Annotated in this window: 13 protein-coding genes and 2 pseudogenes; 8 read left to right on the top strand and 7 right to left on the bottom strand. The window is 71.0% G+C overall.

The window, feature by feature from the left end; translation table 11 throughout:
- Window positions 1-13: 13 nt before the first annotated feature.
- The 3 genes from AWZ10_RS18905 to AWZ10_RS18895 all read right to left on the bottom strand — a co-directional run bounded on the left by AWZ10_RS18905 (window position 14) and on the right by AWZ10_RS18895 (window position 3,660).
- A complete protein-coding gene (locus tag AWZ10_RS18905) occupies window positions 14-946 on the bottom strand; it encodes an oxidoreductase (protein ID WP_060891632.1) in 933 nt (310 codons plus the stop codon).
- Between the two features lie 105 nt (window positions 947-1,051).
- Complete coding sequence (locus tag AWZ10_RS18900) at window positions 1,052-2,908, bottom strand: SulP family inorganic anion transporter (protein WP_244172520.1); 1,857 nt, start codon at window positions 2,906-2,908, stop codon at window positions 1,052-1,054.
- Window positions 2,909-3,018: 110 nt separating this feature from the next.
- Entirely contained in the window at window positions 3,019-3,660 is a 642-nt protein-coding gene (locus AWZ10_RS18895) for a carbonic anhydrase (protein WP_046706961.1), read from the bottom strand.
- Window positions 3,661-3,934: 274 nt separating this feature from the next.
- Here AWZ10_RS18895 and AWZ10_RS56260 point away from each other — a divergent pair.
- The 6 genes and pseudogenes from AWZ10_RS56260 to AWZ10_RS18870 form a co-directional block, all read left to right on the top strand.
- A pseudogene (locus tag AWZ10_RS56260) lies at window positions 3,935-4,207 on the top strand (response regulator); the annotation flags it as partial.
- 1,089 nt (window positions 4,208-5,296) lie between these two features.
- A pseudogene (locus AWZ10_RS56255) lies at window positions 5,297-5,701 on the top strand (winged helix-turn-helix domain-containing protein); the annotation flags it as partial.
- Window positions 5,698-7,335, top strand: coding sequence for a sensor histidine kinase (locus AWZ10_RS18885; RefSeq protein ID WP_060891630.1), 1,638 nt, complete (start codon window positions 5,698-5,700; stop codon window positions 7,333-7,335). The pseudogene AWZ10_RS56255 and the gene AWZ10_RS18885, both read left to right, overlap by 4 nt.
- 306 nt (window positions 7,336-7,641) lie before the next feature.
- The gene (locus AWZ10_RS18880; protein ID WP_060891629.1) at window positions 7,642-8,802 is read left to right on the top strand and encodes an alkaline phosphatase PhoX; all 1,161 of its coding nucleotides are present in this window, start codon (window positions 7,642-7,644) and stop codon (window positions 8,800-8,802) included.
- A 201-nt stretch (window positions 8,803-9,003) separates the two neighbouring features.
- Entirely contained in the window at window positions 9,004-10,338 is a 1,335-nt protein-coding gene (locus AWZ10_RS18875) for a glycosyltransferase (protein ID WP_079104399.1), read from the top strand.
- A gap of 54 nt (window positions 10,339-10,392) precedes the next feature.
- Window positions 10,393-11,871 carry a condensation domain-containing protein gene (locus AWZ10_RS18870; RefSeq protein ID WP_046705836.1) on the top strand — a complete coding sequence of 493 codons (1,479 nt, stop codon included), beginning with the start codon at window positions 10,393-10,395 and terminating at the stop codon, window positions 11,869-11,871.
- Window positions 11,872-12,006: 135 nt separating this feature from the next.
- Here the strand turns inward: AWZ10_RS18870 and AWZ10_RS18865 are convergent, their stop codons facing one another.
- The 3 genes from AWZ10_RS18865 to AWZ10_RS18855 form a co-directional block, all read right to left on the bottom strand.
- On the bottom strand, window positions 12,007-12,360 hold the full coding sequence (locus AWZ10_RS18865; RefSeq protein ID WP_060891627.1) for a hypothetical protein: 354 nt from the start codon (window positions 12,358-12,360) through the stop codon (window positions 12,007-12,009).
- 390 nt (window positions 12,361-12,750) lie between these two features.
- A complete protein-coding gene (gene ppdK, locus AWZ10_RS18860) occupies window positions 12,751-15,498 on the bottom strand; it encodes a pyruvate, phosphate dikinase (RefSeq protein WP_046705833.1) in 2,748 nt (915 codons plus the stop codon).
- Window positions 15,499-16,068: 570 nt separating this feature from the next.
- On the bottom strand, window positions 16,069-17,289 hold the full coding sequence (locus tag AWZ10_RS18855) for an ROK family protein (RefSeq protein WP_208618526.1): 1,221 nt from the start codon (window positions 17,287-17,289) through the stop codon (window positions 16,069-16,071).
- A 155-nt stretch (window positions 17,290-17,444) separates the two neighbouring features.
- Between AWZ10_RS18855 and AWZ10_RS18850 the strand changes: the two genes are divergently transcribed.
- Both AWZ10_RS18850 and AWZ10_RS18845 read left to right on the top strand, forming a co-directional pair.
- Complete coding sequence (locus tag AWZ10_RS18850) at window positions 17,445-19,055, top strand: MGH1-like glycoside hydrolase domain-containing protein (RefSeq protein ID WP_060891626.1); 1,611 nt, start codon at window positions 17,445-17,447, stop codon at window positions 19,053-19,055.
- Window positions 19,052-20,992, top strand: coding sequence for an amylo-alpha-1,6-glucosidase (locus AWZ10_RS18845; protein ID WP_046707925.1), 1,941 nt, complete (start codon window positions 19,052-19,054; stop codon window positions 20,990-20,992). The genes AWZ10_RS18850 and AWZ10_RS18845 overlap by 4 nt, the downstream gene beginning before the upstream one ends.
- Window positions 20,993-21,261: 269 nt before the next feature.
- Here the strand turns inward: AWZ10_RS18845 and AWZ10_RS50295 are convergent.
- Window positions 21,262-21,592: hypothetical protein (locus AWZ10_RS50295; protein ID WP_208618525.1), on the bottom strand; the 331-nt coding region annotated here is incomplete at its 5' end.

Here is a 21,592-nt window from a genome sequence, read left to right as displayed (position 1 = left end):
TTCCGCTCGCGTCTCAGGCCTTCAGTTCTTCGTACGTGATCCCTGTCAGCTCCTCGGAGGCCGTCCAGAGGCGTTCGCCGGCCCGGTCGTTGCGGGCCCAGGGCGCCCGCCCGGCCGGGCCCGGCGCGCCGCGCCACATCAGGAAGGACGGGCCGATGAAGGAGTCGGGGCGTACCTCGGGGGCGGTCGCCGCGTACAGGGTGGGCAGGGCGCCCGCTTCGGCGGACTGGGCGACGATGCTGTTGCCGACACGCATGAAGCGCTCGACGCCCTTGCGGCCCTCGGCGGTGGCTCCGGCCGTCTGGAGATTGGTCGCCGCGTAGCCGGGGTGGGCGGCCGCCGCGACGACCTCCGAGCCGTTGGCGGCCAGCCGCCGGGCCAGTTCGTGGGTGAAGAGCAGGTTGGCGGTCTTGGAGCGGCCGTAGGCGACCCAACGTCCGTACCGGCGTTCACTGTTGAGGTCGTCGATGTCGATGTTCGCCCTCAGGTGCATGGTGCTGGAGACGGTCACGATCCGGGCGCCCGGCGTGGCCAGGAGCATGGGCAGCAACAGACCGGTCAGGGCGAAGTGACCGAGGTGGTTGGTCCCGAACTGTGTCTCGAAGCCGTCGGCGGTGCGGCTCTGGGCCACGGCCATCACGCCCGCGTTGTTGACGAGCAGATCCAGCCGGTCACTCGTACGCCCGTACGTCCGTGCGAAGTCCCGTACGGAACCGAGGTCTCCGAGGTCGAGTCGTATCAACTCGACGCTGGCGTCCGGGACTTCGGAACTCATCCGTTCCAGTGCGGCGACGCCCCGCTCCGGGCTGCGGCAGGCGAGGACGACATGGGCGCCGCGGCGGGCCAGTTCCCGGGCGGCGGCATATCCGATGCCGCTGTTGGCGCCGGTGACGACGGCGGCGCGGCCGCGCTGATCGGGGATGTCGCCCACGTTCCAGCCTGCCATGACGCCGCCTTCCCGATGCGTTCCTCAGCCGTTGTCAGCGTAGTCCCGCCGGGGGTGTTGCGGGAGGTGTGCGGGCTGCTGGTCCGCCCACGAACCCCCGTCCAGTCAGTCCGCCCAGTCGCGCTCGCGGCGCAGCGACGGCGGTGGAGAATCGGGCACCCCCGGCATGGGGCGAGTGTCGAGGTAGAACCACTCGGCGGTGGGCCCGGGCCCACCCCCAGGCACCGACGGCATCTGTCCCATACCCCCCACCGCCGCCGTACCGACCGTCGCGTAGTCCCACACCTCCGCCGGATCCAGCTCCACATCCGGCACCGGCACCGGCACCGGCTCAGCCGCCGCAGGCACCCGCGTGCCCGTGTCGGTGAGGTCCGGCATCAGCAGTTCCACCCGCAGCCCCGCCCCCCGCTGCTGCGCCACGAACTCCTCGACCTGGCTGCGGCACGCATGGTCGAGGTGGGTCACCCCGAGCAGGTCCAGCCGGATGCGCGGCTTGCCGGAGGCGGCCGCGCTCTCCAGCGCGTCGATCAGCTTCGGCAGCCGCAGGAACGTCGCGTTGCCCGCCATGACGACCTTCGCCGTGTCGTCCTCGATGTGCTGCCGGACGACGGTCTGCGACATGCGCAGCGCGGCCAGCACGACACCAGCGGCCAGCCCGAACAGCACCCCTTCGAGCAGCGCGGTCGCCGTGATGACCAGCGTCGTCAGCGTCATCACCGCGAACTCGCCCCGGTCCTGCCGCCACATCTTCGGGAACTCGTCCGGCGCGAACAGTTTCCACCCGCTGTGCACGAGGACACCCGCGAGCACCGAGATCGGGATCAGCGCCAGCACCTGCGGCAGCAGCAGCGCGAAGGCAAGCAGCCAGAGGCCGTGCAGCGTGCGGGAGAGGCGGGTCTTGGCGCCGGCCTGGACGTTCGCCGAGCTGCGTGCGACGACCGCCGTGATGGGCAGCGCGCCGAGGATGCCGGCGAGCGTGTTGCCCGCGCCCTGGGCGATGAGTTCGGTGTTGTAGCGGGTGCGCGGACCGTCGTGCATCCGGTCCACGGCTGCGGCGGTGAACAGGCTCTCCGCCGACGCGATCACGGTGAACGTGAGGATCGCCGTGATGATCCCGGCACTGGCCAGCCCGGACAGCTGCTCCGGCCCGGGCACGTCCACGGACGCCAGCAGATTGCCGACCTGGAGCGTCTTCACCTCGACGCCAGGCAACGAGGCGACGGCGATTCCGATCCCGACGGCCACGAGCGCGGCCGGGACCTTCTTGACCGGCCCCGGCGCCTTCTTCCAGAGGAAGCTGAGCACGATCGTGACGACCCCGAGCCCGGCGGCGATCAGCGCCTGCGGGTTCGTCACGGTGTCGGCGATCAGCCCGGGGACACCCGCCATGTTCTCCAAGGGGGTGCCCGGTGCCTTGGAGTCGGACATCGGGTACAGCTGGCTGAACATCAGCGGCAGGCCGATGCCCGCGAGCATGCCCTGGACGACGGCGAGGGAGATCGCCTGGAACATCCGGCCCAGTTTCACCAGGCCCAGCACGATCTGGAGGATGCCGGAGAAGAGGACGATCACGCCGAGCATCGCGACGCCGAACTCCATGACCGTCTCCGCGACGAGCGCGGCGAGACCGGCCGCCGGTCCGCTGACCTGGAGCGTGCTGCCACGCACCGCGCCGACCACCAGACCACCGATCACCCCGGAGATGATGCCCAGCTCGGCCGGCACCCCGGAGGCCACGGCCACACCGATACAGAGCGGCAGCGCGACGAGGAAGACGACGAGGGAGGCGGTGATCTCGGTACCGAAGTCGATACGACCGCGTGGGGCTCCGGCGCGGGTGCCCTTGGGCCCGTTCGGCTCCTGCGAACCACCGCTGTACTCAAGCGTGCCGGGAGCGTGGTCGGGCATGTCAGCCGTACCGGCCTGCCTGAACCGCTCGGCCACGCCCGATACGCCCGCCATGCCCGCCATGCCCGCCATGCCCGCGAAATCGGCCCTATCCGCCCTATCGGCCTGACTGTTCCTGACCGCTCGGCGGGCGCCCCCCGCGTGCCGTCGTCCGTGTGCGCCGCTCATGAGTCGTGCACCTGGAAGTCCCCGTCCGCGTCCAGTTCGTGGACCTTGCCCGTGTCGATCTCGTAGTACCAGCCGTGCAACCGGAGCCGTCCGGCGTCGAGTTGCTGCCGGGCGACGGGGTAGTCGCGCAGGACGGCGAGCTGGTTGCGGATGTTGAGCTGGACGACCTCGGTCAGGGCGGGATCCTCGGACGACGAGGTGGCGTCACGACCGGTGTCACCGCCGCGCTCGCCGAGCACCGGTGCGAGCGCGGGCCGCGCGTGGTCGAGCCAGGCGTCCACCCTGGGCAGGCCGGACAGGTCGGCGCCGTACGTCAGCGCGCTCATCGCGCCGCAGTGGGAATGACCACACACCACGAGGTCCTGAACGCCGAGCACCTCCAGCGCGTACTCGATGGTGGCGGCCTCACCGGAGGCGGCCCCGTACGCGTCGTGCGGCGGCACGATGTTGCCCGCATTTCGCAGCTCGAATATCTCACCGGGTCGCGCTCCGGTGATCAGGGCGGGAATCACCCGCGAGTCCGAGCAGGTAATGAACAGCGCCTCGGGAAATTGTCCGACGGCGAGTTTCCGGTATTCATCGCTCTCGAAGTCGACCCGTCGCTTGAACGACCGGGCGCGATCCAGCAACGCCTTCATCCTGCCTCCCTGAAGTGGCTCCGACCAGCTCTTTCGACCATAGAGAGGCGATGACCAGAGGAAGGTTAAGCGAACACTAAAGCGACGCCAGGTTTTCCACAGATTTCAGCCAGTCACCCCTTCGCCGCAGGTCGGGTGACCGAATACAAGCGGTTTCTGAGGGTCATTTCACAATGCTCCGGATTCCCTGCACGTTCATGTTCGGTCTCTTGTAGCGTGGCGCCCCACAGCACGGGTCTCGTGTTGTCCCGACTTTCTGGAGAGACAGGCGGCCATGGGCGTACGAGTGCTGCTCATCGAGGACGACGAGACGATCGCCGAACCGCTCGCCGACGGGCTGCGGCACTTCGGCCTGACGGTCCACCACGTGGCCACCGGCGCGGACGGGTTGAGAGGGCCGCACGGCGATGTCGTCCTGCTGGACCTCGGCCTGCCCGACATGGACGGCATAGACGTCTGCCGCGGGATCCGCCGGACCTCCGACGTCCCCATCATCATCCTCAGCGCGCGCGGCGAGGAGGCCGACCGCGTACTGGGCCTGGAGCTCGGCGCCGACGACTACCTGGCGAAACCATTCAGCATCCGAGAACTGGTCGCCCGGATACGGGCGGTGTCGCGACGCCATCAGCGACCGGGGGCCGGGGCCGACATCGAGGCCAACGCCGGCGTCGAGGGCGGTGCCTGGGCCGAGGGCGGTGCCTGGGCCGAGGGCGGTGCCTGGGGCGGAGCCGGGGCCTGGGGCGGAGCCGGGGCCGGGAGCGGGAGCGAGGCGTACGCCCAACGGGTTTCGTCGGCACAGGAGTTGGCGACTCGGCGGGAGTCGGCCACAGAGGGCGGTCTCGGTGTCCCTGCCGGTGTCGGGGGCCTGTCCCGGATCGGCTTCGGGGCCGGGAGCGACTTCACGGCCGCGAGCGATTTCGGGGGCGGCAGCGATCGCCGGGCGGGCGACGGCTTCGGCGCGGGTGGCGATTTCGGGGCCGAGGGCTCTGGCCGCGCCGGAGACGACGGGTCGGGGCGCACCAGCCTCGGGGACGCCGGTGACGGGGCCGGCGACGGGGACGCGGGCCGCCGCAGGGCCGGTTTCGGCGTAGGGGCCGACAGTGCGGAGTACGACTGGTCGGCCGCGTACGAGACGCCGGCCCAGGGGGCACCGGCGCACGGGGCACCGCCTCATGACGCGTCGCCTCATGACGCGTCGCCTCATGGCTCATCGACCCGTGGCGCATCGACCCGTGGCGCATCGGCCTACGAGGCATCGGCCCGCACGGCACAGTCGCAGGGAACCCCCGCGCAGGGAACACCGATGCGGGGAACGCCCTTCGAAGGCACCTCCACCCACGGAACCCCGACCGCCCCCGGCAACCCTGCGTCGGGAAGCCCGGCGTTCGGCGGCACCCCCGCGCAGGGCACGCCCCCACACGGTTCACCGATGTACGGAACCCCGACGCACGGCACGCCCACGTACGGGAGCGCGGCGTACGGCAGCCCCGCCTTCGGGAGCCCGGCGTACGGAACCCCGGCGCACGGCAGCCCGGTCTACGAACAGCCGCCCGCCTACGAGCCCCCCATGTACGAGCAGGTCCCGCCGCAACCTCGTGCCTCCGTCGGCCCGGCCGCCGACGACAACGGCTCGGCTCCGCCGCCGCCCGGCCCGCTGGTCGTGGACCGGCGGACCCGGCAGGTGTGGGTGGGTGAGGTGCCGGTCGCGCTGACGCCGAAGGAGTTCGAACTGCTGGCGCTGCTCACCGAGGACCCCGGCGCGGTCTACTCCCGGCAGCAGATACTCAACCGCGTCTGGGACGACCACTACCAGGGCCCGACCAAGACACTGGACGTCCATGTCGCCACCCTGCGCCGCAAGTTGGGCGACCCGGCGTGGATCCAGACCCTGCGCGGTGTCGGCTTCCGGCTGGCCGTACGCGCCCCCGGGCAGGCGCCGGGACCGGGCCAGGGCCAGAGTCGCGGGCAAGGGCCGGGGCCCGCCCGTGGACGCGATCAGGGCTCCGGGAGGCATCGCACACCCGAGGCCAGGGCGTCGTGACCCGGCGCCTGCTGCTGAGCTACCTCAGCCTCGCCGCCCTGGTCCTGCTCGGCCTGGAGATCCCGCTGGGCTTCGTCTACTCCCGGGCCGAACGCGAGCGGATCGTCAACTCGGCCAACGACGAGGCCGAGTCGGTGGCCGCGTATGCCGCGCTGTCCCTCGCCGCCGACCGCCGGGACGAACTCGTCGAACGGGCCAGGCACTGCGCCGAGCGCATCGGCGGCAAGGTCGTCATCGTCGACGCAGACGGGAAGCTGCTCGCCTCCTCGCACCCCCTGTCCGACGACGAGGAACAGGCCCTCTCGTCCCAACCCGAGATCTCCGCCGCGCTCCGCGGCCGCGCCACCACGGACGTACGCACGACGACGACCGGCGGCGTCCACTACCTGTCCGTGGCGGCTCCGGTCGGCCACGCGGCCGAGGACACCGACACCGACCGGGGCACGGACACCGGCTCGATCACAGTCGTCGGCTCGACCACGACCACAAGCACGGCCACAGCCACAGCCACAGCCACAGCCACAATGACGGTGACAAGGACAGGGGCAGGAACCGGCTCCGACTCGGGCACGCTGACGCAGGGCGCCGTACGCGTCACCCTCCCGACGACCATGGTGCACGCCCGCGTGTTCGCGGTCTGGCTGCTGCTGGCGCTGGCCGGACTCGCGGTGCTCACCGGGGTGGCCGCGGTGGCGTTCGCGTTCGCCCGCTGGACGGGGCGCCCCATCCGCCAGTTGGAGGAGGCCACGCACCGGCTGGCCGAGGGGGGCGCGGCAACCAGTGTGGTGGTCACCTCGGGCCCGCCGGAGGTACGGAGTCTCGCAGCGGCCTTCAACACGACCGCCGCCCGCCTCGAACATCTGCTGGCCTCCCAGCGGGCCTTCGCCGGTGAGGCCTCGCACCAGCTGAAGACCCCCTTGGCGGCGCTGCGGCTACGGCTGGAGAACCTGGAGCCGGATATCGCCCGGCACGCCCGGCCGACCCTCGACGCCGCCGTGACCGAGACGGACCGGCTGGCCCGGATGGTCGAAGGGCTGCTGGCGATGGCCCGCCTGGAGGAGGCTGCGGCCATCCCGGCCCAGGTCGACCTGGGCGCGGTCTGCGCGGAGCGGCACCGTACGTGGGGGCCGCTGTTCGAACGTGAGGGTGTCTCGCTGGTCCTCTTCGCCGGGGTGGTCGGGCCGGTGACGGCGGTCCCCGGAGCCGTGGAGCAGATCCTCGACAACCTCCTCTCCAACGCGCTGCGCGCCTCCCCCGCCCACAGCACGGTCACCATGGAGCTACGGCTCCTCGTCCCCGCCCGCCGGGCGCTGCGCGACGCCCGGCCCAGCTGGGTCGACCTCCACGTCACCGATGAGGGCCCCGGCATGACGCCCGAACAGCGCGCCCGCGCGTTCGACCGCTTCTGGCGCGCCCCCGGCGCCCCCAAGGGCGGTACCGGTCTCGGTCTCTCCCTCGTCCAGCGCCTCGCGCACGCCAGCGGCGGGGAGGTGGCGCTGCGGGAGGCGGCCACGGGTGGGCTGGACGCCGTGGTCCGCCTACCGTCGGCGGAGCCTCCGGTCCACCCCCACGGCCACGGCTTCGGAGGACGCCCGGGGCAACGCCGCCGGGAGGCTCCGCCGCTGCCCGCCTGAGTGGGTCGCCCGCCCAGGAGCTCGGGGGTGGCGCTCGTACGGCGACGGCGGGTCGTACGTGGCTGATCACGCGGTTCCCCGCCACCCCTTCCGGGCCTTCGGCCCGCCCGCCCCCGTGCGTCATCCGTGCATCACCCGTGCGCCATCCATGTGCCACCCCTGCACGCCCCATGTGCCATCCGTGAACGCCGCCGTAGAGTCATGAGTTGTCCATGCTCCGTCAATCACGCTCCCGTAAGTTCCCTCACCGCGCGACCCCGCCGCCGACCGGCAGGCGGGCCGGTCAAGGTACCCCTTGGAGCGACAGTGGAACGTCGTACTCTCCTGCGCGCGGCCGTACTCGGCGGCACATCGACCGCCTTCGGCGGGACCCTGTGGCGCGGCGCCGCGTACGCCGCGCCCGCCCAGCCCGGGATGGGCCCGTACGGGGCGCTCGGTTCGGCGGACGCCAACGGCATCAGGCTCCCGGGCGGCTTCACCAGCCGGGTGATCGCCCGCTCCGGCCAGACGGTCCCCGGAACGTCGTACACCTGGCACAACGCCCCCGACGGCGGCGCCTGTTACGCGGACGGCACGGGCTGGATCTATGTCTCCAACTCGGAGATCAATCCGTCCGGCGGGGCGAGCGCGGTGCGGTTCTCGTCGACGGGCACGGTCACGTCCGCCTACCGCGTCCTGTCCGGCACCCGCCAGAACTGCGCCGGCGGCCGGACCCCGTGGAACACCTGGCTGTCCTGCGAGGAGGTGGACCGGGGGTACGTCTACGAGACCGACCCGTGGGGCACGACCGCGGCGGTCCGTCGGGACGCGATGGGCCGTTTCAAGCACGAGGCGGCGGCCGCCGACCCGGTCCGCCGGGTGGTCTATCTGACGGAGGACGAGACGAACGGCCGCTTCTACCGCTTCGTCCCCACGACCTGGGGCGACCTGTCCTCCGGCACCCTCCAGGTCATGATCGCCGGCACCGCCACGTCCGGCTCCTACACCTGGGCGAACGTCCCCGACCCGGACGGCTCCCCCACGACCACCCGCACCCAGGTCTCGGGCTCCAAGTCCTTCAACGGGGGCGAAGGCTGTTACTACGCCGACGACACGGTCTGGTTCACCACCAAGGGCGACAACCGCGTCTGGCAGCTCGACCTCGCCGCCGGCACCTACGAGTTGGCGTACGACGACTCCCTGGTCACCTCCGGCACGGCTCCCCTCACCGGCGTCGACAACATCACCGGGACCTCCTCCGGCGACCTCTACGTCGCCGAGGACGGCGGCAACATGGAGATCTGCCTCATCACCCCGAACGACACCATCGCCCCCTTCCTCCGCGTCGACAGCCAGTCCGCCTCCGAGATCACCGGCCCCGCCTTCTCCCCCGACGGCCGCCGCCTCTACTTCTCCAGCCAACGCGGCACGAGCGGCAGTTCATCGGGCGGAATCACCTACGAGGTGACGGGCCCGTTCCGAACCTGACGGCAGAGGCATAAACGATTAGCACATCGAATGCCTCACTCCACAAAAAATAAAATCGCAGAACCGCAGGAATCTCAGGCGCCGTAGACGCCGTAGACGCCGTAGACATCGCAGACGTCGCCGGCGTCGCAGCAAAAGACTCGAACTCAATACCGGCCCAGACTTGTTCGATTCCGCTTCTGCTAGGTTCAGCGCGTGGTCATGCCCAAAGAATTGGGGCCGGAGAGCCTCGGAGTCGGCGCTCGCTCGCGCAAGGTTCTCCTGGCGGCATGCGGTACTCGCGGGGACGTACAACCCTTTCTCGCACTGGCCGTGGCGCTGCGCCGGCACGGCCATCACCCGTTATTGGCCGCCCCTTCCTCCTATGCGGCCGACGCCGCCGCCCATGGCGTCGATTTCGCCGCGATCGACGACGGCCCCACCCGCATCCTCGACGAGACGGCGACCCGCAGGATCATCGACAACGGCCTCATGGGGGTACGCGGCAAAGTCGCGGCCGCACGGACCGTCGCCCGCCTCAAGCAGCTGCTCATCACCCCGTTGCGGGACGTGGCGGCCATCGCCCACGACCACGGTGACGTGGCGGCCGTGGTGCATTCGGCGGCGTTCCCCGCCCAGCACGTGGCCGACATGCTGGACGTACCCGCCGTCGTCGTGGCGCTGCAACCCGGCTGGATCCCCACCGACACGTTCCCCTGCCAGCTGATGCCGCTCCCCCGCGTGCCACGCTTCCTCAACCGGAGCACATACACCCTGGTCACAGCGGCACAGCGGTCCCGTGAAGTGGAGCGCTGGCGGACGGCCGAACTGGGCCTGGCCCCTCGCCGCCACGGTGCACGGCGGTGGCTGCGGGACCCCGCGGGCCGACGGCGACCCGTCCTGCAGTCGTTCAGCCGGCACATCACACCGACCGACCCGGCGTGGGGCGACGCCGTACTCACCACGGGTTTCTGGTACCTGCCCGCCCGCCCCGACTGGACGCCGCCCAGTGAGCTGACCCGCTTCCTGGACGAGGGGCCACCCCCCGTCTACATCGGCTTCGGCAGCATGACCGGCACCCGGGCGCACCGCAACAACGCGCTGGTCACCGAGGCGATCCGTCTCGCCGGTGTACGCGCCGTGGTCGCGACCGGCTGGGGCGGCATCGGCACGGCGGCACGCGAATCCGGCCCTCCGCCACCGGACATCCTGATGATCGAACAAGCCCCGCACGACTGGCTCTTCCCCCGTACGGCCGCGGTCGTCCACCACGGCGGCCCCGGCACCGTCGGCGCCGCCCTCGCCGCAGGCCGGCCGCAGGTCCTCTGCCCCCACATGGGCGACCAGACCCACTGGTCCGCCCGCATGCGCGCCCTGGGCGTGGCCCCCGCTCCCCTCACCCCCCGCACCCTCACCGCACACCGGCTCGCGGAAGCGATCGGTACGGCGGTGACGGACCGAAACCTGCGACACCGGGCAGGTGAGATCGCACCCCTCGTCCAGGCCGAGGACGGTGTCAACGCAGCGGTGGATTCCCTCTCGTCTCACCTCACCTGATCTCCCGAATTCCCCTCGACTTCCCCCCACAGGTCACGAGCAGAAAGCCCCCGAGTGCTGCAAATCCCCTTCTCCGACGCCACCATCGCGCCCGGAACCGTAATCTCCTGGTCCCTGCGCACGAAGCACTCCTCCCAGGACGGGCAGAATTCCACTCACACATCAGCCTCGTTCAATCAGGACAAGCACCACTCCTCGTCCGAAGCGACCCGGAGTACGAGCGACGGAATCGCCAGCTCGATCACGGTCACCTTCGAGATCGCGGGCCGACTGGACACCGCGTCCCTGGAATCCGCGCTCCTTCTCCTCGTACGGCGCCACGAAGTGCTCCGCAGCGAGTTCCAGCGCCTTACCGGCGACCTGAACTGCACGGCACTGGCACCCGAGTCCATCGTCCTGGAGACGGAGGAGGTCGGTCACTTCCACACCGGGGACGACCTGCACACCCACCTCGACAAAACGTTCAAGAGCATCGACACACTGTCCTGGCCGCTGTTCCTCATGGGCGCGGTGGTCCGGGAGACGAGCGCGACGGTCTACCTCTGCTTCGACCACATCGTGTGCGACGGCCTGTCCATGCCCGTCGTCGTGAACGAACTCCAGACCGCGTACACCGCCCTCACGGCCAAACGCGATCCGCAACTCCCCTCCGCGGGAAGCTACTTGACCTTCGGCGACGACCAGCGTCGCCGCTATGCCTCCCTCCGTCCCGACGACGACCGTCTGACGTACTGGAAGGACTTCATCCACGGGAACGGCGGCTTCTTCCCCAGGTTCCCCTTCGACCTGGGCGTGCCGGGAGACCACCTGTACCCCCTCGTGAACCGGGCCCTCCCCCTCCTGGACGCCCACCGGACCGATGCGCTGGCAGCGGGCGCCCGCGCGTCGGGAGGCAGTGTCTTCACGGCCGTACTGGCGGCCGCGGCGACGGCCCAGCACCGTTTCGGGGGTCCGGGGGTCTACCGGGGCCTGCTCCCCATCAGTGAGCGGACGGACGAGAGGGCGGGGAAAGCAGGAGGGATTCCGAACCCGTGGCAGCACTCCATCGGCTGGTTCGTGAACACGATGCCGATCGAGTTCCAGGTGGGTGAGGGCGGCACGGACCACGCGACCACGATCGCGCGGGCCCGCACGGCGTACGGCGAGTTGCAGAGGCACGCCGACATCCCCTTCGTACGGGCGTGGGAGTTGCTCGCCCCGGAGGCGTTCTCGCTGCACCACTGGCCGTTCCCGGTGAACTTCTTCTCCTACATCGACTTCCGCAGGACCCCCGGAGGCCTCCAACACCCGCTCTGGAATGCGACGTTGCATGTCTGGGCAGCCCGTGGCAACGGCATCAGCCACTGGTTCCACCGCACCGCCACCGGTCTCCACGTCAACATGCTGCACGTCGACACCCCCCAAGCACATGAGATCAGTGACGCGCTCCACGACGAACTCGTAAGGGTCCTGCTGGAGATCGCGGGCGAACGAAACGCGAAGCCGGTGTCCATCCCACGGCCGTCGCGAGGGGCGACGACCGTGAGGAGCTGACCTGCGAACCGGGGACGGCGGCGCCCGGTTGCCCTGGCTGCCGCCCCCCCCTCGGCCCGGCGACCCCGACTGCCGTTACGGCTCCGACTGCCGTTCGCCTCCCCCTGCCGTTTCGGCTATCGGCTCCGCCTTCGACTATCGGAACTCGTGCACAACCTCGATCCCGCCCACGATGTGCGCGTTGAACTCGGCAAGCTCCTCCGCCGGCACCCACAGCTCGAGAATCGTCTCCCCGCCGGCCTGCCGCACCGGATACCGCCGCAGGAACTCCGCCTCGACGTCGAACCGCGTGACGTAGCCCGCCCCGTCGTGCTTGACGTTCCAGTCCCGAGCGATCTTCACCGCGTACGACTCGTTGAGCACCGGATAGAAGATCGGCTGCTCGGGAAGCCGAGGAGGCCAGGCCCGCCACCCCGACTCCCGCACCAGCTCCAACTCCACGGGCCCGGTGGGCCGCCACAGTGTCGTCGTCTCTCGCTGCCTGCTCACGGAATCGGTTCGCTCTCTGGACACGCGGCAGACCGCGGGTTCGGCCGGCCGGGGGGAACGACGGTATCCAGGGACCGGCACACGGGCCACAGAGTTTGCCGCCACCGGGTAGGCGGCCACGCCGATGATCAGCCCCAGGACCAGGCCCTTCGACACCGACCTGTACGTACGCGTGGTGGCGCGTTGTGGCCGTCTTCCGGGTACGCGTCCATGAGAGGCGCAGGAGGGCACAAACCACCCCCAAGCCGAGAGGGCGGCACCCCCCGCACGGGGTGCCGCCCTCTCCTCGTGATCCGGAACCGCCGCCCATCGGTGAGGGTCGGTCGGGGACAAGCGGCGGTTCCGGGGTTCGGGGTCGCGGGGTGAAGCCCGCGGTGACCCGGTGGTGGTCTAGCGGTGGTCACTCCCCGTCGACTGCGAGGCCGCGCGCCCCGCCTCCAGGCGGGCGACCGGGATGCGGAACGGGGAGCAGGAGACGTAGTCGAGGCCCACCTCATGGAAGAAGTGGACGGACTCCGGGTCGCCGCCGTGTTCGCCGCAGACGCCGAGCTTGAGGTCGGGGCGGGTGGCGCGGCCGGCCTCCGCGGCCAGCTTCACCAGGGAGCCCACGCCGTCCTTGTCGATCGTCTCGAAGGGGGAGACTCCGAAGATGCCCTTCTCCAGGTAGGCCGTGAAGAAGGAGGCCTCGACGTCGTCGCGGCTGAAGCCCCACACCGTCTGGGTCAGGTCGTTCGTGCCGAAGGAGAAGAACTCCGCCGCCTCCGCGATCTGGCCTGCCGTCAGGGCGGCGCGCGGCAGCTCGATCATCGTGCCGATCGACAGCTTCAGCGCCACCCCCGTCGCCGCCTCGACCTCCGCGATCACCGCATCGGCCTCCTCGCGGACGATCTCCAGCTCCTGGACCGTGCCGACGAGCGGGATCATGATCTCGGCGCGCGGGTCGCCCTTCGCGTTCTTGCGCTCGGCGGCCGCCTCCGCGATGGCCCGTACCTGCATCGTGAACAGGCCCGGGATGACCAGCCCCAGCCGCACACCCCGCAGGCCGAGCATCGGGTTCTGCTCGTGCAGGCGGTGGACGGCCTGGAGGAGGCGGAGTTCGTTCTCGTGGGGCTCCTGGCGGGACTCCGCGAGGGCCACGCGGACCGACAGCTCCGTGATGTCCGGGAGGAACTCGTGCAACGGCGGGTCGAGGAGACGGACCGTCACCGGGAGGCCGTCCATCGCCGAGAAGAGTTCGATGAAGTCCTGCTTCTGGAGCGGGAGCAGCGCCTTCAGGGACTCCTCGCGCACGGTCTCCGTGTCGGCCAGGATCAGGCGTTCGACCAGTTCACGACGGTCGCCGAGGAACATGTGCTCCGTACGGCACAGGCCGATGCCCTGGGCGCCGAAGCGGCGGGCGCGCAGCGCGTCCTCGGCGTTGTCGGCGTTGGCGCGGACACGGAGACGGCGCTTGCGGTCCGCGAAGGCCATGATGCGGTGGACCGCCTCGACCAGTTCGTCGGCGTCGTTGGCGCCGGCGTGCATCCGACCCTCGAAGTACTCCACGACGGGGGACGGGACCACGGGGACCTCGCCCAGGTAGACCTTGCCCGACGAACCGTCGATGGAGATGAGGTCACCCTCCTCCACCACATGGCCGCCCGGCACCGTCATACGGCGGCGCTTGGTGTCGACTTCCAGCTCCTCCGCGCCGCACACGCACGTCTTGCCCATGCCGCGCGCGACCACCGCCGCGTGGGACGTCTTGCCGCCGCGCGAGGTGAGGATGCCCTCGGCCGCGATCATGCCGTCGAGGTCGTCGGGGTTCGTCTCGCGGCGGACCAGGATGACCTTCTCGCCGGAACGCGACCACTTCACGGCCGTGTACGAGTCGAAGACCGCCTTGCCGACCGCCGCACCCGGGGAGGCGGCGATGCCCCGGCCGACCGGGGCGACCTTCGCCTCCTCGTCGAAGCGGGGGAACATGAGCTGCGCGAGCTGGGCGCCCGTCACCCGCTGGAGGGCTTCCGCCTCGTCGATCAGGCCCTGGTCCACCAGCTGCGTGGCGATGCGGAAGGCCGCGCCCGCCGTGCGCTTGCCGACGCGGGTCTGGAGCATCCACAGCTGGCCGCGCTCGATGGTGAACTCGATGTCACAGAGATCCTTGTAGTGGTTCTCCAGGGTCTCCATGATCTGCATCAGCTGGTCGTACGACTTCTTGTCGATCGACTCCAGCTCGGCCAGGGGGACGGTGTTGCGGATGCCCGCCACCACGTCCTCGCCCTGGGCGTTCTGGAGGTAGTCGCCGTACACGCCCTGGTGGCCGGAGGCGGGGTCGCGGGTGAAGGCGACGCCCGTGCCGGAGTCGGGGCCCAGGTTGCCGAAGACCATCGAACAGACGTTGACCGCCGTGCCGAGGTCGCCGGGGATGCGCTCCTGGCGGCGGTAGAGCTTGGCGCGGTCGGTGTTCCAGGAGTCGAAGACCGCGTGGATGGCGAGGTCCATCTGCTCGCGCGGGTCCTGCGGGAAGTCCCGGCCGGCCTCGGTCTTGACGATCTTCTTGAACTTGGTGACGAGCTTCTTGAGGTCGGCCGCCTCCAGCTCGGTGTCGACGACGACCTTCTTGGCCGTCTTCGCCGCCTCCAGCGCCTCCTCGAAGAGGTCGCCGTCGACGCCGAGGACGGTCTTGCCGAACATCTGGATGAGCCGGCGGTAGGAGTCCCAGGCGAAGCGGTCGTCGCCGGCCTGCTTGGCGAGGCCCTGGACCGACTTGTCGGAGAGGCCGATGTTGAGGACCGTGTCCATCATCCCGGGCATCGAGAACTTCGCGCCGGAGCGGACCGAGACGAGGAGTGGGTCGTCGGCCTGGCCGAGCTTCTTGCCCATCTTCTCTTCGAGGGCCGCGAGGTGGGCGCTGACCTCGTCACGGAGTGCCGCGGGCTCGTCGCCGCTGTCGAGGTAGACCTTGCAGGCCTCGGTGGTGATGGTGAAGCCGGGGGGCACGGGGAGACCGAGGTTGGTCATCTCGGCGAGGTTCGCACCCTTGCCGCCGAGGAGGTCCTTGAGGTCCTTGTTGCCTTCGGTGAAGTCATAGACAAACTTCACGCCCTCAACACTCTGAGCTACGTGGCCTACGTGGGGATCTTTGTTTTCCGACACAGGTCCCAACTCCTTGAGGACGCGGTGGCTGCCCTGACGGCGAGGAACATACCCAGATCGAAGGCACCTGGGTACGTCCACTTGCGCGTCATGCGCCTGTAACCACCCGTCCGCCAGGAGATCGAAAGTCAAGGCTTGGCAAGGAACGGCACCGAGATGCGTTCACCTCTTGAATACATCCATCCCCACCAGGGCGCCACAGCGCTCACATGAGCAGCATTCCGTACAGTTGAGTTCGCTCGATGAACGATCAAAGGGTGGCACCGAGTGCCACCCTTTGAAGTCGCGGAACCGCCCACACTTCGCTCATCTGAGCGCAACCTCTATCAGAGGTGGCGAGAATCACGCGGTTTCAGGGGCTCGGATTTCACCATGCGGACCGGTCCTCGGGACGGAAACACGCCCGTCACACGGGCCCGGAGCGACCGCCCGCCGCCACACGGGCCGGAAGAGAGCACCCTCCCGCCACAACCGCTCGCCCGTCACACGGACCGCAAGAAGCCGTCCGCCCGTCACACGGACCGGGAGGCCGTCCGCCCGTCACACGGACCGGGAGGCCGTCCACCCGGCTCACACCCCCAGCGCCACCAGCCGCTTCTCGGCCCGCTCCGGCGCGTACAGGTACTCGACGACCAGCGCGCCCGCCCCGACCAGGCCCGCCCGCTCCCCCAGCCTGGAGGTCACCACCTCCAGGTGGGCCGTGGAGCGGGACAGGGCCCGCTGGTAGAGCAGTTCGCGTACGCCCGTGAGGAAGGGGGTTCCGGCCAGATCCCCGGCGATCATCAGAACACCCGGGTTCAGCAGGGTCACGACCGTGGCCAGGACGTCCCCGACGACCCGGCCCGCCTCCCGCGCGAGCGCCGTCGCCCCGGGATGCCCGGCGGTCAGCAGGTCCCGCACATCCGATCCCGAGGCCGCCGGAACCCCCGCCTCCGCCAGCCGTCGCGCCACGGCGCCGCCGCTCGCGACCGCCGCCAGACAGCCGTACGAGCCGCACTTGCACAGCGCGTCCGAGCCCTGCGGGACCCGGATGTGGCCGATGTCGCCGGCGCCACCGTCGATGCCCCGGTATATCGAGCCCCCGACCACCACACCCGCACCGATACCCGTGGACACCTTGACCAGCGCGAACGCCGAGCAGTCGGCGTATCCGGCGCGCTGTTCGCCGTAAGCCATGAGGTTGGCGTCGTTGTCGACGAGGACCGGGACATTGACCGGGCCGGCCGCGTGTTCGGTGAAGGCGCGGGCCAGGCGGCCTCTTATGTCGTAGCCGTCCCAGCCGGGCATGATCGGCGGCTGGACGACACGGCCGGTGTCTGTGTCCACAGGGCCGGGCACGGCGAGACCGATACCGCAGACCGCGTCCGCCGGGCGGCCCGCCTTCTCCAGCAACTCGGCGAACCAGCGCCCGAGTTCGTCCAGTACGGCGTCGGGGCCCTCGTCGATCACCAGGGTGCCGGTGTGTTCGGCCTGGATCTCGCCCGTGAGGGAGAGGACGGCGGCGCGGGCGTGGCGGGTGTCGAGGTCGGCGGCGAGGACGAGCGCATGCGCGTCGTCGAACTCCAGGGTGATGGAAGGGCGGCCGCCGAGCGGGGAGTCGAGGGGGCCGCCGACGCCCTCGCGCAGCCAGCCCGCGCGGAAGAGGCGGTCCAGGCGCTGGCCCACGGTCGCCCGGGACAGGCCCGTGGCCTGCTGGAGCGCGCCACGCGTGGTGGCCCGGCCGCTGCGGACCAACTCCAGCAGATCTCCGGCACCGGCATGACTGCCCACCTTCACGGCCCTTCTGCTCATGCCGCCATTGTCGCGGCCCCTCGGGGATTCATTCCCGCGCACCCTCTTGCGTTCACCAACTCTGCATTACATATTGAGTTTTGCGTGTTAAGTAGACGTAACCCTACGGTAGCCACTGCCGAACCGGTCGGCACCTTGTCCTCAGGGAGCCCTGCGTGGACCGCACCACCCAGCTCACCGCCCGTCGACCGGGCACCGCCGCGCACATCGGCGGCCATGTATACGATCCGGCCGTACCGGCGGCGGTGACCGGATCGGCCGGTTCGCTGCACCATGCGGCGGCGGAGGTGCTGGCCGCCAACTGGACGGGCCGGTCCACGGTGCCGTCGCGCAAGCTGTATCCGCACCAGTGGTCGTGGGACTCGGCGTTCATCGCGATCGGGCTGCGTCATCTGTCGCCGCTGCGGGCGCAGACCGAGCTGGAGACGCTGCTCGCGGCACAGTGGGGCGACGGACGGATCCCCCACATCGTCTTCAACCCCTCCGTGCCGCTCGACGCGTACTTCCCTAGCCCCGACTTCTGGCGCTCCTCGACCGCCGGGCGCGCCGCCGGCGCCCCGCGCACCACGCAGACCTCGGGCATCGTGCAGCCGCCGGTGCACGCGCTCGCGGCCTGGCTGGTGCACCGGGCGGACCCCGGACTGTCCCGGGCGCGCGGCTTTCTGGCCCGGGTGTATCCGCGGCTGGCGGCCTGGCACCGCTATCTGCTGCACCGCCGCGACCTGGGCGGGGGCGGACTGGCGTCCGTCGTCCACCCCTGGGAGCAGGGCATGGACAACAGCCCCACCTGGGACGCGCCCCTCGCCCGCATCACCCCGGCCCCGGCCCGCTCCTTCCGCCGGGCCGACCTCGACCACGGCGCGGCCGAGGACCGGCCGACGGATCTGGACTACGGGCGGTACGTGCGGCTGGCAGCGGACTACCGGGACGCCGGGTATGCCGACGGACAGGGCGGGTTCGCCGTCGAGGACCCGGCCTTCAACGCCCTCCTCATCACCTCCGAGCACGCCCTCGCCCGTATCGCGAAGGAGTTGGGCGCACCGGGGACGGCCCGCCTCGCGCGCGCGGAACGCCTGACGGCGGCGCTGGTGGAGCGGCTGTGGGACCCGGCGGAGGAGATGTTCTTCTGCCGGGACGTCACCACGGACGCCCTCCTGCCCGAGCGTGGCGTCTCCGGCCTCCTCCCCCTCCTGCTCCCCGGCCTCCCCCACGACATCACGGCCGCCCTCGTCCGGACAGTCCACGGCCCGCACTTCGGGCTCGGCTCCGCCACCCGGCTCGTGCCGTCGTACGACCTGACCGGCGAGGCGTTCGATCCGCACCGGTACTGGCGTGGGCCCGCGTGGTTCAACACGAACTGGATGCTGGAGCGGGGCCTCAGGCTGCACGGGGAGCGGGAGCGGGCAGACGCGCTGCGGGCGGCGTCACTGGAGACCGCGGAGGCGTCCGGGTTCGCCGAGTACGTGGACCCGTACACCGGCGAGGACTGCGGAGCGCTCGGCTTCGGCTGGACCGCCGCGCTCGCCCTCGACCTGCTGCATCAGGACGACCAGGACGGCCAGGACCACGGCCACGACCGCGGCCGGTGGGCCGAACATGGCCAGCACCTCGACGGCCATGAGCGGCACCACGGACCGCACGACGGACCGCACCACGGACCGCACGACGGACCGCACCGCGGACCGAACGACGAACGGCACGACGAACGGCATCACGACAACGAGGTCGTGTTCGGCATGAGTGACCAGGGAGGGGACCGGGAATGACGGACCGGCATCACCTGCTCGTGCGCGGCGGGACGTTCGCCGCCGTGAGCGACGGCGGCGACATCAGCGGGGTGCGGGGCGGCAGTTCACCGGACGGGCTGTTCGTCCGGGACGCCCGGCATCTGAGCCGGTGGCAGCTGACCGTCGACGGCGCTGTCCCCGAGACGCTCACACCGGTCGCCGACGGCGACACCGCGCGCTGTGTGCTCGTCCCCCGGGGCGGCCGCCAGGAGCCGCCCGCGTACACGCTCTTCCGCGAACAGGCCGTCTCCGACAGCGCGTTCGTGGAGACGCTGCGCGTCACGAGCAACCGCCCGGTGGCGACGACCGTCCGGATCGCGATCACCGCGGACGCCGACTTCACCGACCAGTTCGAGCTGCGCTCCGACTTCCGCACCTACGCCAAGAGCGGTGTCGTCAGGAAGCGCGAAGTCCTCGACGACGGTGTGGAGTTCAGCTATCGGCGCGGCGAATGGCGGTCCAGTACGACGGTGACGGCCGAGCCCGCGCCGGACAGTGTCGAGGAGACCGGGACGGGGGCGCGGCGCCTCGTCTGGGCCCTCGATGTCGCACCGCACGGTTCGGTGGAGCTGACCTGCCGGGTGATGGCACGGCCGCACGGTAACCGGCGGGCGCTGCGGGTACCGCGCTCACCCGCCGCCGTGCAGGACCAGCTCCTCGCGCTGGAGGGCGAGTTCATGGAGGGCGTGGCCTTCCCCACCGGCTGGCCGGAGCTGGCCGCGGCCTGTGCGCGCGGCCTCGCCGATCTCGCCGCACTCCAGGTGCCGGCGACCGGCCCGGAGGGCGAAACCCTGCGCGTACCCGCCGCCGGAGCACCCTGGTTCCTCACCCTCCTCGGCCGGGACGCCCTGCTGACCTCCCTCTTCACGCTCCCCTACCGGCCGGAGCCGGCCGCCGCCACGCTGCTCGCACTCGCCGCGGCGCAGGCGACCGAGGTCGGCGTGGACTCGGTGGCCCAGCCCGGCAAGATCGTGCACGAGGTGCGGCACGGCGAGCTGGCGCACTTCGGGCAGGTGCCGTACGGGCGTTACTACGGTTCGGTGGACGCGACCCCCCTGTTCCTCGTCCTGCTCGGCGCGTATGTGGAACAGACCGGGGACGTCACACTGGCCCGCCGCCTCGAACCCCACGCGCGGGCCGCGATCGGCTGGATGCTGGACCACGGCGGGCTCACCTCGCGCGGCTATCTCGTCTACCGCGCCGACCAGGGCGGTCTCGCCAACCAGAACTGGAAGGACTCCCCCGGCTCGATCTGCTCCGCCGACGGCAGCCGGCCCGCCGCCGGACCCGTGATGGCGGCGGGCGCGCAGGGCTACGCGTACGACGCGCTGCGCCGCACCGCCGTGCTGGCCCGCACGGTCTGGGAGGACGAGGTGTACGCGGCGCTGCTGGAACAGGCCGCGAGCGACCTCCGCGACCGTTTCCAGCGGGACTTCTGGATGCCCCGACACCGCTTCCCCGCGCTGGCGTTGGACAGCGAGGGCAGGCAGGTCGACGCCCTCGCCTCGGACGCGGGGCATCTGCTGTGGTCGGGGCTGCTGGACAAGGAGTACGGGAAGCTGGCCGGGCGACGGCTGCTGGAGCCCGACTTCTTCTCCGGGTGGGGTGTGCGGACGCTGGCCTCCGGGCAGCCCGCGTATCACCCGCTGTCGTACCACCGGGGGTCGGTCTGGCCCCACGACAACGCGCTGATCACGCTGGGGCTCGCGCGGTACGGGCTGCACGACGAGGCGCGGACGGTGGCCTCCGGCATGGTCGACGCGGCGACGGCGGCGGGGCATCGGCTGCCGGAGGTGCTGGCCGGGTACGGGAGGGACACGCATCCGGCGCCCGTGCCGTATCCGCACGCGTGTGTGCGGGAGTCGCGGTCCGCGGCGGCTCCCTTGGCGCTGTTGACCGCGGTGGGCGGAGCGTAGTCGCTCCGCTGGGTGAGCCGTTGGGCGCCGTTGAAGTGGGGGTGGTTGGCGGGGTGCGGGTGCGTCGTAGCTGGTCGCGCAGTTCCCCGCGCGCCCCTGACAAGCACGGGGCTACGCCCCTTGCCTTCGGCCCGCAGACCCGCCAAAAGCCGCCTGCCTCCGTCTCCGTCTCCGTCCAAGCCCATCCGGGGGGCGCAATCGCCGCCCGAGAGCGGGTGTTCTGCGGCCCGCGAGTGCGTCGTGGCTGGTCGCGTAGTTCCCCGCGCCCCTTACGGGGCCCGGAGGCCCTCCAGCAGCCTTCCCGCCGTGCGCCTCGCCTCCGCCTCCGTCCATGCCCACTCGGTGGTCGTGGGGCGGTGGGTCGTCCAGGTGTCCCAGTAGCTGCGGATCTTGCCGTAGCGGTCGGCCACGAGGACGTGGGGGAGGCTGAGGAGGAGAGCCAGGACGTGGCCGTGCAGGCGGTCGGTGACGGCGACCCGGCCGGCGCTCAACAGACGGCAGCCTCGGGCCAGTTGGAGACGGGCGAGGCCGTCGTAGGCGGCGAGGAGGGCGGGGGCGGCGCCGGGTGGGTCGCCGGAGCCGGCCCGGCACAGGGCGAGG

The sequence above is a fragment of the Streptomyces europaeiscabiei genome (assembly GCF_001550375.1).
Taxonomy (GTDB): Bacteria; Actinomycetota; Actinomycetes; order Streptomycetales; family Streptomycetaceae; genus Streptomyces; species Streptomyces europaeiscabiei.
Note: the sequence above shows the minus strand (reverse complement) of the source record. Positions and strands in the feature narration are given on the sequence as shown.

Bases quoted from the DNA above. Each gene is read 5' to 3' on its own strand.
- AWZ10_RS18905 (WP_060891632.1), bottom strand. From the start codon at position 946: ATGGCAGGCTGGAACGTGGGCGACATCCCCGATCAGCGCGGCCGCGCC.
- AWZ10_RS18900 (WP_244172520.1), bottom strand. From the start codon at position 2,908: ATGGCGGGCGTATCGGGCGTGGCCGAGCGGTTCAGGCAGGCCGGTACG.
- AWZ10_RS18895 (WP_046706961.1), bottom strand. From the start codon at position 3,660: ATGAAGGCGTTGCTGGATCGCGCCCGGTCGTTCAAGCGACGGGTCGAC.
- AWZ10_RS18875 (WP_079104399.1), top strand. From the start codon at position 9,004: ATGCCCAAAGAATTGGGGCCGGAGAGCCTCGGAGTCGGCGCTCGCTCG.
- AWZ10_RS18855 (WP_208618526.1), bottom strand. From the start codon at position 17,289: ATGAGCAGAAGGGCCGTGAAGGTGGGCAGTCATGCCGGTGCCGGAGAT.
- AWZ10_RS18845 (WP_046707925.1), top strand. From the start codon at position 19,052: ATGACGGACCGGCATCACCTGCTCGTGCGCGGCGGGACGTTCGCCGCC.